General features: G+C 57.7%; 16 protein-coding genes and 1 other RNA gene. 9 read left to right on the forward strand and 8 right to left on the reverse strand.

Annotation, left to right across the window (positions count from 1 at the left end; translation table 11 throughout):
- Positions 1-183 precede the first annotated feature (183 nt).
- Positions 184-1,650 carry a 4-hydroxy-3-polyprenylbenzoate decarboxylase gene (gene ubiD / locus RX972_RS28135; RefSeq protein ID WP_027898623.1) on the forward strand — a complete coding sequence of 489 codons (1,467 nt, stop codon included), beginning with the start codon at positions 184-186 and terminating at the stop codon, positions 1,648-1,650.
- Positions 1,650-2,618: a CDP-6-deoxy-delta-3,4-glucoseen reductase gene (locus RX972_RS28140; protein ID WP_316880491.1), complete on the forward strand. Its 969-nt coding sequence runs from the start codon at positions 1,650-1,652 to the stop codon at positions 2,616-2,618. Before ubiD ends, RX972_RS28140 begins: the two co-directional genes overlap by 1 nt.
- 11 nt (positions 2,619-2,629) lie before the next feature.
- Here RX972_RS28140 and RX972_RS28145 read toward each other — a convergent pair whose 3' ends face one another.
- Positions 2,630-3,124: a sn-glycerol-3-phosphate transporter gene (locus RX972_RS28145; protein WP_410478269.1), complete on the reverse strand. Its 495-nt coding sequence runs from the start codon at positions 3,122-3,124 to the stop codon at positions 2,630-2,632.
- Between the two features lie 355 nt (positions 3,125-3,479).
- Between RX972_RS28145 and RX972_RS28150 the strand changes: the two genes are divergently transcribed.
- Positions 3,480-4,154, forward strand: a complete 675-nt coding sequence (locus RX972_RS28150) for a gamma-glutamylcyclotransferase (protein WP_316880493.1) — start codon at positions 3,480-3,482, stop codon at positions 4,152-4,154.
- 162 nt (positions 4,155-4,316) lie between these two features.
- Here RX972_RS28150 and glpT read toward each other — a convergent pair whose 3' ends face one another.
- Together glpT and RX972_RS28160 are read right to left on the reverse strand one after the other, a co-directional pair.
- On the reverse strand, positions 4,317-5,654 hold the full coding sequence (gene glpT / locus RX972_RS28155) for a glycerol-3-phosphate transporter (protein ID WP_231675385.1): 1,338 nt from the start codon (positions 5,652-5,654) through the stop codon (positions 4,317-4,319).
- Between the two features lie 154 nt (positions 5,655-5,808).
- Positions 5,809-6,786, reverse strand: coding sequence for an NADPH:quinone oxidoreductase family protein (locus tag RX972_RS28160; RefSeq protein WP_316880497.1), 978 nt, complete (start codon positions 6,784-6,786; stop codon positions 5,809-5,811).
- A gap of 133 nt (positions 6,787-6,919) precedes the next feature.
- Between RX972_RS28160 and RX972_RS28165 the strand changes: the two genes are divergently transcribed.
- Positions 6,920-7,333, forward strand: coding sequence for a flagellar basal body-associated protein FliL (locus tag RX972_RS28165; RefSeq protein WP_027898174.1), 414 nt, complete (start codon positions 6,920-6,922; stop codon positions 7,331-7,333).
- A gap of 3 nt (positions 7,334-7,336) precedes the next feature.
- On the opposite strand, the gene RX972_RS28170 is transcribed toward RX972_RS28165, so the two are convergent.
- On the reverse strand, positions 7,337-7,786 hold the full coding sequence (locus RX972_RS28170; RefSeq protein ID WP_316880499.1) for an EVE domain-containing protein: 450 nt from the start codon (positions 7,784-7,786) through the stop codon (positions 7,337-7,339).
- Positions 7,787-7,979: 193 nt separating this feature from the next.
- Here RX972_RS28170 and RX972_RS28175 point away from each other — a divergent pair, with 193 nt between their 5' ends.
- Positions 7,980-8,132, forward strand: a complete 153-nt coding sequence (locus RX972_RS28175) for a hypothetical protein (protein WP_049826714.1) — start codon at positions 7,980-7,982, stop codon at positions 8,130-8,132.
- 120 nt (positions 8,133-8,252) lie between these two features.
- On the opposite strand, the gene RX972_RS28180 is transcribed toward RX972_RS28175, so the two are convergent.
- The 4 genes from RX972_RS28180 to RX972_RS28195 form a co-directional block, all read right to left on the reverse strand.
- Positions 8,253-8,855 (reverse strand): 5-formyltetrahydrofolate cyclo-ligase, encoded by a 603-nt coding sequence (locus RX972_RS28180; RefSeq protein ID WP_316880501.1) that lies wholly within the window; start codon positions 8,853-8,855, stop codon positions 8,253-8,255.
- 111 nt (positions 8,856-8,966) lie between these two features.
- A non-coding RNA gene (ssrS, locus tag RX972_RS28185) (6S RNA) lies at positions 8,967-9,145 on the reverse strand.
- A gap of 30 nt (positions 9,146-9,175) precedes the next feature.
- On the reverse strand, positions 9,176-9,505 hold the full coding sequence (locus RX972_RS28190) for a cell division protein ZapA (protein WP_027902405.1): 330 nt from the start codon (positions 9,503-9,505) through the stop codon (positions 9,176-9,178).
- Positions 9,502-9,711, reverse strand: a complete 210-nt coding sequence (locus tag RX972_RS28195; RefSeq protein WP_027902404.1) for a TIGR02449 family protein — start codon at positions 9,709-9,711, stop codon at positions 9,502-9,504. Before RX972_RS28195 ends, RX972_RS28190 begins: the two co-directional genes overlap by 4 nt.
- 160 nt (positions 9,712-9,871) lie before the next feature.
- Here RX972_RS28195 and RX972_RS28200 point away from each other — a divergent pair, with 160 nt between their 5' ends.
- The 4 genes from RX972_RS28200 to RX972_RS28215 all read left to right on the forward strand — a co-directional run bounded on the left by RX972_RS28200 (position 9,872) and on the right by RX972_RS28215 (position 14,306).
- Complete coding sequence (locus tag RX972_RS28200; RefSeq protein ID WP_316880505.1) at positions 9,872-10,429, forward strand: YecA family protein; 558 nt, start codon at positions 9,872-9,874, stop codon at positions 10,427-10,429.
- Positions 10,430-10,505: 76 nt separating this feature from the next.
- Positions 10,506-11,849 (forward strand): Xaa-Pro aminopeptidase, encoded by a 1,344-nt coding sequence (gene pepP / locus RX972_RS28205; protein WP_027902402.1) that lies wholly within the window; start codon positions 10,506-10,508, stop codon positions 11,847-11,849.
- Positions 11,846-13,033 (forward strand): 2-octaprenyl-6-methoxyphenyl hydroxylase, encoded by a 1,188-nt coding sequence (ubiH, locus tag RX972_RS28210; protein ID WP_099268366.1) that lies wholly within the window; start codon positions 11,846-11,848, stop codon positions 13,031-13,033. Before pepP ends, ubiH begins: the two co-directional genes overlap by 4 nt.
- A 58-nt stretch (positions 13,034-13,091) precedes the next feature.
- On the forward strand, positions 13,092-14,306 hold the full coding sequence (locus tag RX972_RS28215) for a 2-octaprenyl-3-methyl-6-methoxy-1,4-benzoquinol hydroxylase (protein ID WP_161628618.1): 1,215 nt from the start codon (positions 13,092-13,094) through the stop codon (positions 14,304-14,306).
- Positions 14,307-14,454: the final 148 nt, after the last annotated feature.

The following is a 14,454-nucleotide window of genomic DNA, read 5'->3' on the forward strand; positions in this document are numbered from 1 at the left end:
CGGTTGCGGCCCTGCCTGGTTTTTAAACGTTCCGACCGCCCCCCCCACCCGCGCGCCCCCCCCCCGCTCCCACAGGAATGCATTACCAGAATTGGTATTAGCGACCCAATCCCGATACTTCAAAGCTGCCACGAACTCTAAGAGCAGGTACGATACGAACCTATTTTATCGGTGGCCGGGTTAATGAAATTCAAGGATCTACGGGATTTCGTGCAGCAGCTTGAGCAGCGCGGAGAGTTGAAACGCATTCAGATGCCCATTTCCCCAGTGTTGGAAATGACCGAAATCTGCGATCGGACCTTGCGCGCCAAGGGCCCCGCTCTGCTGTTCGAAAAGCCGGTGGGCTTTGATATTCCGGTGCTGGGCAACCTGTTCGGCACGCCAGAACGCGTCGCCATGGGCATGGGCGCTGAAGAAGTCAGCGAACTGCGGGAGATCGGCAAACTGCTGGCATTCCTCAAAGAGCCCGAGCCTCCCAAGGGTTTGAAAGACGCTTGGTCCAAGCTGCCGATCTTCAAAAAAGTCATCTCCATGGCCCCCAAGGTCGTCAAAGACGCCCCTTGCCAGGAGATCGTCATTGAAGGCGACGATGTGGATCTGGGCATGCTACCCGTTCAGACCTGCTGGCCTGGCGACGTTGGCCCGCTGATCACCTGGGGCCTGACCGTGACTCGCGGCCCGAATAAAGAACGGCAGAACCTGGGCATTTATCGCCAACAGGTCATCGGCCGCAACAAAGTCATCATGCGCTGGTTGAGCCATCGTGGCGGCGCGCTGGACTTCAAGGAATGGTGTCTCAAGCATCCTGGCGAGCCATTCCCGGTGTCCGTTGCGCTGGGTGCAGATCCGGCGACGATTCTCGGCGCTGTGACGCCGGTGCCGGACAGCCTCTCCGAATATGCCTTCGCAGGCTTGCTGCGGGGCAATCGCACAGAGCTGATCAAGTGCCGTGGCAATAACCTGCAAGTGCCCGCCAGCGCGGAAATCGTTCTGGAAGGCGTGATTCATCCCGGCGAGATGGCCGATGAAGGCCCGTACGGCGACCACACCGGCTATTACAACGAAGTCGACAGCTTCCCGGTGTTCACCGTAGAGCGCATCACCCACCGCATCAAGCCGATTTATCACAGCACTTACACCGGCCGTCCACCTGATGAGCCGGCGATTCTTGGCGTTGCATTGAACGAAGTGTTCGTGCCGATCCTCCAAAAGCAGTTCCCGGAAATCACCGACTTCTATTTGCCGCCCGAAGGCTGCTCGTACCGTATGGCGGTGGTGACCATGAAGAAGCAGTACCCTGGCCACGCAAAGCGCGTAATGCTCGGCGTGTGGTCGTTTTTGCGACAGTTCATGTACACCAAGTTCGTTATCGTCACCGACGACGATATCAATGCTCGGGACTGGAACGACGTGATCTGGGCCATTACCACGCGCATGGACCCCAAGCGCGACACGGTAATGATCGAAAACACGCCGATTGATTATCTGGATTTCGCCTCACCGGTTTCCGGACTGGGTTCGAAAATGGGGCTGGATGCAACGCATAAATGGCCAGGCGAAACCACACGTGAGTGGGGTCGAGTGATCGTCAAAGACGAAGCCACCACTCGCCGGGTCGACGAAATCTGGAATCAGTTGGGAATAGATTGATGCGCGTGACTTTGCAGCCTTCGGGTGCAGTGCTGGAAACCTTGCCCGGTGAGCGGATTCTCGATGCCGCGCAACGTTTGGGTTACGAATGCCCGCAAAGCTGTCGCAACGGCAACTGCCATGTGTGCTCGGCGCTGCTGGTCCAGGGCCGCGTGAAACAGTCCGACGACGAGCTGACCCACGGCGAGATCTATACCTGCCTCGCAGAACCGCTGGAAGACTGCGAAGTGCTATGGGACGGCGTGCTCGCTCTCGGTGAGCTGCCCGTTCGCACATTCGCCTGCCAGTTAAGCGAGTGTGTTGAAGTCGGTGGCGATGTCTGGCGGGTAGGCTTGCGCGCCCCGGCTGGCAAGCCACCGCGTTATCACGCCGGTCAGTACTTGATGATCCACAAGGACAGCGGCGAGAAATCGGCGTTCTCTCTGGCGTCCGCCCCCCACAGCGGTCGCGATCTGGAAATGCATGTACTGGTCCGCGAAGCCAGCGCACAAAGCCTGATCGAACAACTGCAACGAGATCAGATGGCTCGCATCGAACTGCCATTTGGTGACACGCACCTGGCCGATCTGCCTGATGGCCCGCTGGTATTGATCGCCGCCGGTACCGGCATGGCGCAGATGCACAGCCTGATCGAACACTGCCGCGCCAAAGGCTTCGCTCACCCGGTGCACCTGTACTGGGGCGCGCGTCGTCCGGATGACTTCTACGAGATCAAGCATTGGGAAGAGTGGAAGAAGCTGCCCAATCTGTTTCTGCACAAAGTGGTCAGCGACCTGTGTGGCTGGGAAGGACGCTGCGGCATGCTCCATGAAGCCGTCTGCGAAGACATTGACGACCTCTCGGCAGTACACGTCTACGCCAGCGGCTCTCCGGCCATGATCTACGCCACCCTCGATGCACTGGTCAGCGCCGGAATGGACGCACATCAAATGCGTGCTGACGTCTTCGCCTACGCGCCACGGCCCTGATCAGGACGCCGTCAAAAACGAAACCCTACGTTAAGCATCGCAGCGGAAGCCCCCAACAGGACGGCTTCCGCGACGACAGGCCCCAGATTGACTCCCACTCCGGGAATAATTACAGGCGCTATGCCGTAGTGATTCAGCGGAATCTTGTCTCGGTATTCGCCCCGATAGCCATGCAACAGCCCACCCGTGACTTTCAGGTACACCGCGGGAAACCGGCTGCTGTTGAAGCGCTTACCCACATAGCCGTAAACGGAACGCTGCGCGAATGAGTTGCGAAAAGTGGCGCCGCCATAGACCAGCCCTGATGCCTCGTTGTGCTCAAGTCCGATAAGGTTTTGGCGGTTGTTATGCTCCGGCGAGGACGAGAAATGCCTCGTGTACACACTGGTCTGCACGACCCAAAAACCTTCCCTGTCCGACTCTGCCTGTACATCAGCCTTTGCTTGCAGGGCCCCAGCGCCCAGCGCTAAAAGCCACATCACCTTTATAACCGCATCTACTTTCATGGCCGGATGTACTGCTTATGACTTTGAGGCTGGGCGTTATACGACTCGAGTGGTTGACTCTGTAAGCGGAATGATCCCAATGTCATGTAGGAATCCTCCTTAAATTAAACGTGACCATTACACGTCGTTCATCGGGAAGATTCCGCAAATCCGTTAGGGGTTAACTTGCATGGATTGCTAATTGCATTGTTTTTTTAATTAAATAGATGCAACTGTTTCAGCCGTGAAACGTGATCGCCCGTCGGCCTGGTCATCAAGCCGGGGCTCACGTCATCGATTTATCCAAGCTCGCGTTGCAGCGCGTCACTCACTCAGATCCGCTACAACTGGCAGCGTACAGGCCAGGGGAGCCCGAATGGAGAATCAAATCAACAGCTTGTCAGCGGCCGTTCACGACGGTCTGGGGCTGACGTATCCACCCATTATCGATCTGGGTCCGCAGCTGACCCGCGAGCAATTGATGCTCTCGATGAAAAAAACCATGCAGCGCCATGAAGGTGGACCCGTGTGGCTGTTCGCATACGGGTCATTAATCTGGCGGCCCGAGTGCACAGCTGTGGAGCGCCAACGCGGGCGTATTCATGGTTACCATCGCGGTTTGTACCTGTGGTCGCACGAGCATCGGGGAACACCGGAAATGCCCGGCCTGGTGTTTGGCCTGGATCGCGGCGGCTCATGCAGCGGCTTTGCTTACCGCTTGCCGGAAGACAATCTTGAAGAATCGCTGCTTGCCCTGTGGCAGCGAGAAATGCCCTTCCCTTCCTATCGCCCACATTGGCTCAGTTGCCGCCTTGCTGACGGCCGACGGGTTCAAGCGCTCGGATTTGTGCTGGAGCGACATCTACCCAGTTACGCTGGCAATTTGCCGGACAGCGTACTCAGCAAGGTGCTGGCCAGCGCTAGCGGCCGCTACGGCACCACGCGCGACTACGTCGAACAAACCGCCAATGCACTGCGCATTCACGCCATGCCGGATCTGAATCTGGAGGCCCGGTTGAAGCGGTGCTGGGTTGAGGAGCAGGGGGTGTGACAAACACTGAACCTGCCGTGGGGAATGTGGGAGCTGGGCTTGGCCCGCGATAAGGCTGGACGCGGTTCACTTTAGATCGCGTCGCCTCTATCGCGGGCAAGCCCGGCTCCCACAGGTTCCACTACATTCTGTGGATCCTGCGGGCGATATCCAGCCGTCGCCCTAGCGACTCGTACTCGCTACCTGCTTATGCCACAACGTCGGCAGCAAGAAGACGATAGACAGCACGCAAGCACCGATCAGCAAGACAAACCCGCCATCCCAACCGAAGTGGTCAACGGTGTAGCCCATTGCTGCACTGGCGGCGACCGAGCCACCCAGGTAACCGAACAGACCCGTAAAGCCTGCCGCTGTACCCGCTGCTTTTTTTGGTACCAACTCAAGTGCCTGCAAGCCGATCAACATGACCGGGCCGTAGATCAGGAAGCCGATGGAGACCAGCGCGATCATATCGACGGTCGGATTACCCGGCGGATTCAGCCAGTAGACCAGTGTCGCAACGGTCACCAGAACCATGAACACCACGCCCGTCAGGCCGCGGTTGCCTTTGAAGATCTTGTCCGACATCCAGCCGCACAGCAGCGTGCCCGGAATACCCGCCCACTCATAAAGGAAGTAAGCCCAGGAAGTCTTGTCGACCGTAAAGTGCTTGGCTTCTTTCAGGTAGGTCGGCGCCCAGTCCAGCACGCCATAGCGCAGCAGATAAACGAACACGTTAGCCAAGGCGATGTACCACAGCATTTTGTTGCGCAGCACGTACTTGACGAAGATTTCCTTGGCCGAAAATTCTTCTTCGTGGCTGGCATCGTAGCCTTCCGGATAGTCGTTCTTGTAATGCTCGATGGGTGGCAAACCAACCGATTGCGGAGTGTCACGCATGGTCGCGAATGCAAACACTGCAACCAGCAACGCCACCGCGGCAGGCACATAGAATGCTGCGTGCCAGTCGTTGGTCCAGCCCAGGCCCAACAGGAACAGCGGACCAATCAGACCACCCCCCACGTTGTGCGCCACGTTCCACACCGACACCACACCGCCGCGCTCTTTCTGCGACCACCAGTGCACCATGGTCCGTCCGCTTGGCGGCCAGCCCATGCCCTGCGCCCAGCCGTTGATGAACAACAGAATGAACATGATCGTCACGCTGGACGTCGCCCAGGGCGCGAAGCCGAATATGAACATCACGCCCGCCGACACCAGCAAACCGAAAGGCAGGAAATATCGAGGGTTGGAACGGTCGGAAACGATGCCCATCAGGAACTTGGACAAGCCGTAGGCAATTGCAATGGCCGACATCGCCACACCCAGCTGTCCACGGGTATAACCCTCATCGATCAGATAAGGCATCGCCAACGAGAAGTTTTTACGAAGCAGGTAGTAACCGGCGTAACCGATAAAGATGCCTGCGAAAATCTGCCAGCGTAGACGTCGGTAGGTACTGTCGACCTTTTCTTCAGGCAGGGGCGCCTGATGTGCGGCGGGACGGAAGAAACCAAACATCGAGACACTCCATTTTTTATTTTTCTGCGCGAAAGCGAATATTACATTTTCATTACAGAAAAAAGCACTGCTTATTACGCAAGAATTTGCAGGAAACATGGAGCGTCGCGTGTTGCTTTACGAACATGCCGCTAAATTACCAAGCAGAATCGTTTCACCTAATACCAACAACCACCTTCCCAACTGCCCGCCTCTCCCCCAACGAATTAATCGCCAGCCCCGCCTCTTCCAGCGGATAAACCTTCGATACCAACGGCTTCAACTTGCCCTGCGCATACCAACCAAACAATTGCTGAAAGTTCGCGACGTTATCTTCCGGCTGACGTTGCGCAAATGATCCCCAGAACACGCCGATCACGGCAGCACCTTTCAACAGTGCGAGGTTGACCGGCAGTTCGGGAATGCGGCCGCTGGCGAAGCCTACGACCAGCAGGCGGCCGTTCCAGGCGATGGAGCGGATGGCCTGATCGAAGAGGTCACCGCCGACGGGGTCGTAGATGACGTCGACGCCGTTGCCGCTGGTGAGGCGTTTGATTTCTTCTTTGAGGTTCGCTTCGCCGTAGTTGATCAGCTCGTCTGCGCCAGCCTGTTTGGCAACGGCGAGCTTTTCCGCAGAGCTGGCCGCGGCGATAACGTGGGCGCCCATGGCTTTGCCGATTTCAACAGCGGCCAGACCGACGCCCCCCGAAGCCCCGAGCACTAGCAAGGTTTCGCCGGCTTGCAGGTTGGCGCGTTGTTTAAGCGCGTGCATGGAGGTGCCGTAGGTCATGCTGAAAGCAGCGGCGGTATTGAAGTCCATGGCGGGCGGCATGGGTAATACGTTGTATGCGGGTACGGCGACTTGCTCGGCAAAGCTGCCCCAGCCGGTGAGAGCCATCACTCGGTCGCCGACTTTGAGATGGCTGACTTTTTCTCCAACCGCAGCGACAACACCTGCCGCCTCTCCACCTGGGGAAAAGGGAAATGGCGGTTTGAATTGGTACTTGCCTTCGATGATCAACGTATCGGGAAAGTTGACCCCGGCGGCATGCACATCCAGCAGGATTTCGTTCTTCTTGATTTGCGGGCTGGCGATGTCTTCAAGGACGAGGGTTTCGGCGGGGCCGAACGCTTTGCACAGCAAGGCTTTCATCAGACTATTCCTTTTGGATTTGTGGCCGATACGTTCAGGTATGTAGATTTTCGGGTCAATGAGCATGATCCGCCCTGATACTCATGCATAAGCTCAAGTAAGCTAGGCGGCAAACCGGATAAAGGAGTGGACTGTGAAAGCGTGGATCTTGATGTTGTTGGCCTTGTCGTTGCCAACCATGGCGCTGGCGAATGAAGAAGCGGCCAAAGAAGGTGAGGCGCCCAAGGTTGCCTATGTATCCCTGACACCACCTTTCGTGGGCAATTACGCACTGGATGGCGGCCCGAAGCTACGCGTCTTCAAGGCCGATATCGCTCTGCGAGTGACCGGTCCGGAAGCACAGGCTGCGGTAAAGCGTAATGATCCGTTGATCCGCAACCAGTTGGTGGCGCTGTTTACTCAGCAGACCGTCGACACCATGACCAGTGCCGAAGCTAAAGAGAAGCTGCGTCAGGAAGCGCTCAAGCAGGTTCAGCAAGTCATGAATGACGAAGAAGGCAAGCCGATCGTTGAAGATTTATTGTTCAACAACTTCATCGTTCAGTAACGGTTAACGCAATGCCAGGATCGCCGCCCACTGTTCGGCGGTCACTGGCATGACGGACAGGCGAGTGCCCTTCTGCACCAGTGGTAACTCCTCCAGCGCGCTTTGCTGCTTCAAATAACCCAGGCTGAGCACATTCGGGAAGGCTTCAACGAAAGCCACATCGACTGCGCTCCACTGATTTTTGTCAGCAGTGGCCTTGGCATCGAAATAGTGACTCTTCGGATCCAGCGCAGTCGGATCCGGATACGCTGCCTGGGTGATGCGCGCAATCCCGGCAATACCGGGCTCCGGGCAACTGGAGTGGTAAAAGAAAAATTCGTCGCCAACCGCCATGTCACGTAGAAAATTACGCGCCTGATAGTTGCGAACACCGTCCCAGCGCGCGGTGCCAAGCTTTTTAAGGTCAGTGATAGAGAGCTCATCGGGCTCTGATTTCATCAGCCAGTAGGCCATATTTGTTGCTCCTGAAATGTGCCGCGGACAAGTTGTCAGACAGTTTTATGACAAACCGACAGTCGGCTGGCGTCAACGTTTGCGTGTGAGCACGTGTTGTCGCAAAATGCCGGGATTTTAAGCTCCACGCTGCTGCACGGCCTACAAAAAACCGATGCTGACATCGTATTGATTTGCCTAAGGAGGGCAGTCAATGAAACGCAAGCCGGATTTACTTTGGATTTTGGTTATTTTGTTCGGCTTGGGTGTCGTCACTACGGGTTATGCGCAAAGTTTATGGGCCAGCAAGACTGATGCACCGGTCGAGATCACTCAACAGCAGCAGAAGTATCCTTCGCGGCACTAACTTGCAGTGATTCCCGTAGTAGCGCGCTTGCCCGCGATGCGTATTTCCAAACAAAATATTCATTGCCTGACCTGACGCTATCGCGGGCAAGCGCGCTCCTACAGTTCGAAAGCCCGGATCTCAAACCAGATACCAGCGCTTATCCGACACTGTGCCATCCAGCGGCACATCCCAACTGGCTTGCGCCAGACGCTCAACCTTCTGACACTCATGGGCAAGCCCAAGCAATACAGGCTTTTGCCAGGCTTTCATGCGTGAGCGATACGCCAGACTTCGATCGTAGAAGCCGCCGCCCATACCCAGGCGCCCGCCTTCATCATCAAAACCTACCAACGGCATCAGGATCAAATCCAGCGCCCAGATTTTGCGCTGTTTCGCCTGATTGATACGCGGCTCTGGAATGCGGAAGCGGTTGGGTTTGAGTTTCTCCCCAGGCTTGACCCGCTGGAACACCATCTTGGTTCTAGGCCAGGCGCTGAGCACAGGAAGGTAAGTGGCTTTGCCGCGTTTCTGTGCGGCGCGCAGTAATAGCCGCGGATCAATTTCGCCATCCATGGGCAGGTAAAGCGAGATGTGCCGGGCGCGACGAAACAGGGGATGCTGAGCCAGTTGGCGATAAATACCGCGTGCCGCTAAACGCTGTTCGCTGGCGCTCAAGGCGCGGCGAGCCTGACGTAATTGTCGGCGCAATTGCTGGCGTGTGAGCGGTGCGTCACTGGTCATGGGCGGCGGGACATGCAGACTGATCCATCACGGTTGAACCAGGATCGAGGACGCCAGGGCGACGACCTCGTGGACAGTGTTGTCGAATGAAACCGGCAACACTCGGAATTGAGACTCCCCGACGAACCGCTGTCGGTGTAGCCCTTGAACCCGAAAGTTCAAGGTGGAGATTGCAGGAGGTTTTAAGGCTTTCCGTCGAGCGGACATGCACACCAACCCCAACGTGCAACCCCCGTGGTTGTGCGTATCGGCTCAGGGACATGACCGACTGGCAAGCACTCCAGGGAGCGGCGCAAGTATACCGAAACTTGTGAAGAATTTCAGCCCCGAGGCGCATCCGGAGGCAAATCGGAGTCTGTGGCAAGCACCAGATCAACGCGATCCAGCAGGTCGCGGACCTGTTCGCGAGTTGAGCCACTGGCCTGCAGGTCGGGCAAATCCTGCTTATGCAGCAAATCGTGAGTAATGTTCAACGCGGCCATCACAGCGATCCGGTCGGCACCGATTACTTTGCCGCTGCTACGGATTTCACGCATCTTGCCATCCAGATAACGCGCGGCGCTGACCAGATTGGTGCGCTCTTCCTGAGGGCAGATGATCGAATATTCTTTGTCGAGGATCTGTACGGTGACGCTGTTGCCATTGCTCATGAGTCTTGCTCCAGGGCCTTGAGGCGCGAAATCATTGTCTCGACCTTCTGCCGGGCGATTTCGTTTTTTTCAATCAAATGAGCGCGTTCTTCGCGCCACGACTTTTCCTGAGCTAATAGGAGTCCGTTTTGGCGTTTTAGTTGCTCGACTCGAGTGATCAGTAATTCCAGTCGGGCCATCAGCGCTTGCAGGTCGGTGTCTTCCATTGGTTCCCACTGAATACTTTCTGATGAGTGGCACAGGAGCTGGCTTTACGCCACGGCCTCTGAAGCGCCGCCTACGGCCGTGTAGATGATCTTGTGGCCCGGATAGTCTAGGATACAAGCCTTCATTCTAGACACTGAGCCGATTGGCGACTAGCTACCCATGCCCATTCAGAATTCCCCGTACAAAGCATTCGCCACCCTGCTCAGCAGCAGCGGTCATCCTGTCTCTCCCGCTGAACTGCACGGCTTGTTGCTGGGCCGCAGTTGCGCCGGTTCCGGCTTCGATTCCGGTGACTGGTTGAACGACGCGGCAGAGCTGCTTGAGTCCGTGCCTGAAGACAATGTTCGTCAGGCCCTCATCGGCTTGCAGGAAATGGTCAAAGGCGAACTCACCAGTGACGACATGACCGTTGTTTTGCTGCTCCCGAGTGACGACGAGCCGCTTGCCCAACGCGCCATCGCGCTGGGCCAGTGGTGTCAGGGCTTCCTCACCGGTTTTGGTCTGACTGCCGGAGACACTGCCTTGAGCGCTGAAGCCATGGAAGTGTTGCAAGATCTGGCGGCCATCGCTCAGGTGCAGGACGCGCTGGAAGAGTCAGACGACGGCGAAAGCGATTACATGGAGGTCATGGAATACCTGCGCGTCGCGCCGCTGCTGTTGTTTACCGAGCTGAACAAAGCCACTAAGCCTGCCGAGCCAAAACCTTCGTTGCATTGATCCTTCATCGCCGCTTTCGCGACCATTGCCCATCCGGACGATGGTCGCGGCGCTTAAAAAGGGAACCTGCTTGCCTATGATCCACATCCCGAAGTCGGAATACGCTCGTCGACGCAAGGCTTTGATGGCGCAGATGGAACCCAACAGCATCGCCATTCTGCCCGCTGCCGCCGTGGCGATACGTAATCGCGACGTCGAACATGTGTATCGTCAGGACAGCGACTTCCAGTATCTGAGCGGCTTCCCGGAACCTGAAGCGGTGGTGGTGTTGATACCCGGCCGTGAACATGGCGAGTACGTGCTGTTCTGTCGCGAGCGCAATCCTCAGCGTGAACTGTGGGACGGGCTACGCGCCGGGCAGGAAGGAGCCATCCGCGACTTCGGCGCTGACGACGCGTTTCCGATCAACGATATCGACGATATCCTTCCCGGCCTCATCGAAGGCCGTGACCGGGTTTACTCGGCCATGGGCAGCAACGCGGAGTTTGATCGGCACCTGATGGAGTGGATCAATGCGATCCGCTCCAAAGCCCATCTGGGCGCTCAGCCGCCAAACGAATTCGTTGCCCTGGATCACCTGCTCCACGACATGCGCCTGTATAAATCGGCGGCGGAAATCAAAGTGATGCGCGAAGCCGCAAGGATTTCCGCCCGCGCTCACGTTCGTGCGATGCAAGCCTGTCGCCCCGGGTTGCATGAGTTCAGCCTCGAAGCCGAGCTGGATTATGAATTCCGTAAAGGCGGCGCGAAGATGCCTGCCTACGGCTCTATCGTTGCTTCGGGCCGCAACGCCTGCATCCTGCACTACCAGGAAAACGATGCGCTGCTCAAGGATGGCGATCTGGTGATGATCGACGCGGGTTGCGAGATTGACTGTTACGCCAGCGATATCTCCCGGACCTTCCCGGTCAGCGGCAAGTTTTCTCCTGAGCAGAAAGCAATTTATGAGCTGGTGCTCAAATCTCAGGAAGCTGCGTTTGCGGCTATTGGCCCGGATAAACACTGGAATCAGGCACACGAAGCAACTGTCCAGGTCATTACCGAAGGTCTGGTGGAACTGGGCTTGTTGCAGGGCGATGTGGATGAGCTGATCGCCAACGAAGCCTACAAGGCTTTTTACATGCACCGCGCAGGGCATTGGCTGGGGATGGATGTACATGACGTCGGCGACTACAAGGTCGGCGGCGAATGGCGGGTACTGGAAGTCGGCATGACCCTGACGGTCGAGCCGGGTATCTATGTCGCCCCTGACAATCAGCAGGTTGCGAAGAAATGGCGCGGTATCGGTATAAGAATCGAGGATGACGTCGTGGTGACCAAAAAAGGCTGTGAAATTCTTACAGGTGACGTACCCAAAACCGTCACGGAAATCGAGGCATTGATGGCCGCAGCCCGCAATCAACCGGAATTTGCTGCATGAGCCGTTTCAATCTGGCAATCGTTGGCGGCGGCCTGGTCGGTGCCAGCCTCGCGATGGCTTTACAGGCCGGTGCGAAAGAGCGCGGCTGGAAGATCGTGTTGATCGAACAGTTCGCCCCTGGTGACACTTATCAGCCGAGCTACGACGCCCGTTCTTCGGCGTTGTCCTTCGGTGCTCGACAAATCTACGAGCGCCTTGGCCTGTGGCAAGCCATCGCCCGCCGCGCCGAGCCGATCCTGCAGATTCAAGTGTCTGACCGTGGTCGATTCGGGTCTGCGCGCCTGTCGGCGATGGAAGAAGGTGTTCCCGCGCTGGGTTATGTGGTGGAAAACGCCTGGCTGGGCCAATGCCTTTGGCAGGGCCTGGACAAAGACGTGGTCAGTTGGCGCGTCCCGGCCGAAGTCAAACACATGCAGGCGTTGCCGGATGGCTATCGCCTGTTGCTTGACGACGAAACCGAACTGGAATGTGATCTGGCGGTTCTCGCCGACGGTGGCCGTTCGAGCCTGCGCGAACAACTGGGTATCGGAGTTCGTCAGCGCCCTTACAATCAGAGCGCACTGATCGCCAACATCACGCCGAGCGAAGCCCATTGCGGTCAGGCGTTCGAACGCTTCACCGATGAAGGGCCAATGGCGCTGTTGCCGCTGCCGGAAAACCGTTGTGCGCTGGTCTGGACGCGTAAGGGTTCGGATACTCAACGCTTGCTCGAACTGGACGACCGCAGTTTTCTCAACGAACTGCAGAGCGTGTTCGGCTATCGCCTCGGCACGCTGCAACAGGTCGGGGTGCGGCATGTGTATCCGCTGAACCTCATCGAAGCGGAAGAACAAGTCCGCTCACATCTGGTCGTACTGGGTAACGCTGCGCACAGCCTGCACCCGATTGCCGGTCAGGGTTTCAATCTGTCGCTGCGGGATGCACACGCATTGGCGCAGACGCTACTGGCCAGCGATACGCTGCCGGGTGACCTGCCAACGTTGCAGCTGTATCGCGAGCAGCAGCGACTGGATCAACAGCTCACGGTCGGATTTTCCGATCAGGTCACGCGCCTGTTTGGCAGTAATGAGCCTCTTATCGCAGCGGGTCGTAACATCGGTTTGCTGGGCCTTGATCTGTTGCCTCCGGCCAAGCGCTGGTTCGCGCGTCAGGCCATGGGCCTGGGGACTCGTCCCAATGTTTGATTTACGTTTTATCACTCACCGGCTTACGCCATCAGCGGGAACGATTTAAAGCATGGAAATCCGCGCAGATCTCCTGATTGTCGGGGCCGGAATGGTCGGCAGCGCTTTGGCACTGGCTCTACAGGGCAGCGGCTTGAACGTTATCGTGGTCGATGGCGGTCCGCTGAGCGTCAAGCCATTTGACGCTCAGGCGATGTTCGAACCCCGGGTCAGCGCGTTGTCCGCGGCCAGCCAACGGATTCTGCAGCGCCTGGGCGCGTGGGAAGGCATCGCCAGTCGGCGCACCAGCCCTTACGGCGAAATGCAGGTCTGGGATGGCAGCGGCACGGGGCAGATTCACTTCTCGGCAGCCAGCGTCCACGCCGACGTGCTCGGGCATATCGTGGAAAACCGCGTTGTTCAGGACGCCCTGCTGGACCGTCTGCACGACTGCGATATCGGCCTGCTGGCCAACGCGCGACTGGAGCAAATGCGGCGCTCCGGGGATGACTGGCTGCTGACACTGGCTGACGGTCGTCTGCTGCGTGCGCCGCTGGTCATTGCCGCTGACGGTGCCAACTCTGCGGTTCGGCGTCTGACCGGTACTCAAACCCGGGAATGGGATTACCAGCATCACGCTATCGTGACCAGCGTGCGTACCAGCAACCCGCATCGCAAAACGGCCTGGCAGCGTTTTACCGACAATGGCCCACTGGCGTTCCTGCCGTTGCAGCGTGAAGGCGAGCATTGGTGCTCCATTGTCTGGTCAGTCACCCCAAAAGAAGCCGAGCGGTTGACGGCTCTGGACGATGATGCGTTCTGTCGCGAGCTTGAACAGGCCTTCGAAGGCCGTTTGGGTCCTGTGCTGGCCGTCGACCCTCGGGTGTGCGTGCCACTGCGTCAGCGCCACGCCAAGCGTTATGTCGCTGAAGGTCTGGCCTTGATCGGCGATGCCGCCCACACCATCCACCCGCTGGCCGGGCAAGGGGTGAATCTGGGCTTCCTTGACGCGGCGGTACTGGCTGAAGTGTTGTTGCATGCCAATGAGCGTGGCGAGCGATTGGCTGATGTGCGCGTGCTGAGCCGCTTCGAGCGGCGACGCATGCCTCACAATCTGGCGCTGATGGCCGCTATGGAAGGTTTCGAGCGGCTGTTTCAGGCCGACCAGTTGCCGCTGCGCTGGCTGCGCAATACAGGGCTGAAAATGGTTAATCAGATGCCGGAAGCCAAGGCGACCTTTGTGCGCCAGGCGCTGGGGTTGAGTGGAGACTTGCCGGATTTGGCGCGGTTGTAAGCCCAATGTCTTGGTAATGTGGGAGCCGGGCTTGCCCGCGATACAAACACCTCGGTGCAACCAGACATATCGCGTCATCGTTCATCGCGGGCAAGCCCTAATGCCTGTCAGTTAAGCTCCGTTGGTTTTTTCTTTGGATATTTGACCG

The sequence above is a fragment of the Pseudomonas syringae group sp. J309-1 genome (assembly GCF_032582135.1).
GTDB lineage: Bacteria > Pseudomonadota > Gammaproteobacteria > Pseudomonadales > Pseudomonadaceae > Aquipseudomonas > Aquipseudomonas quasicaspiana.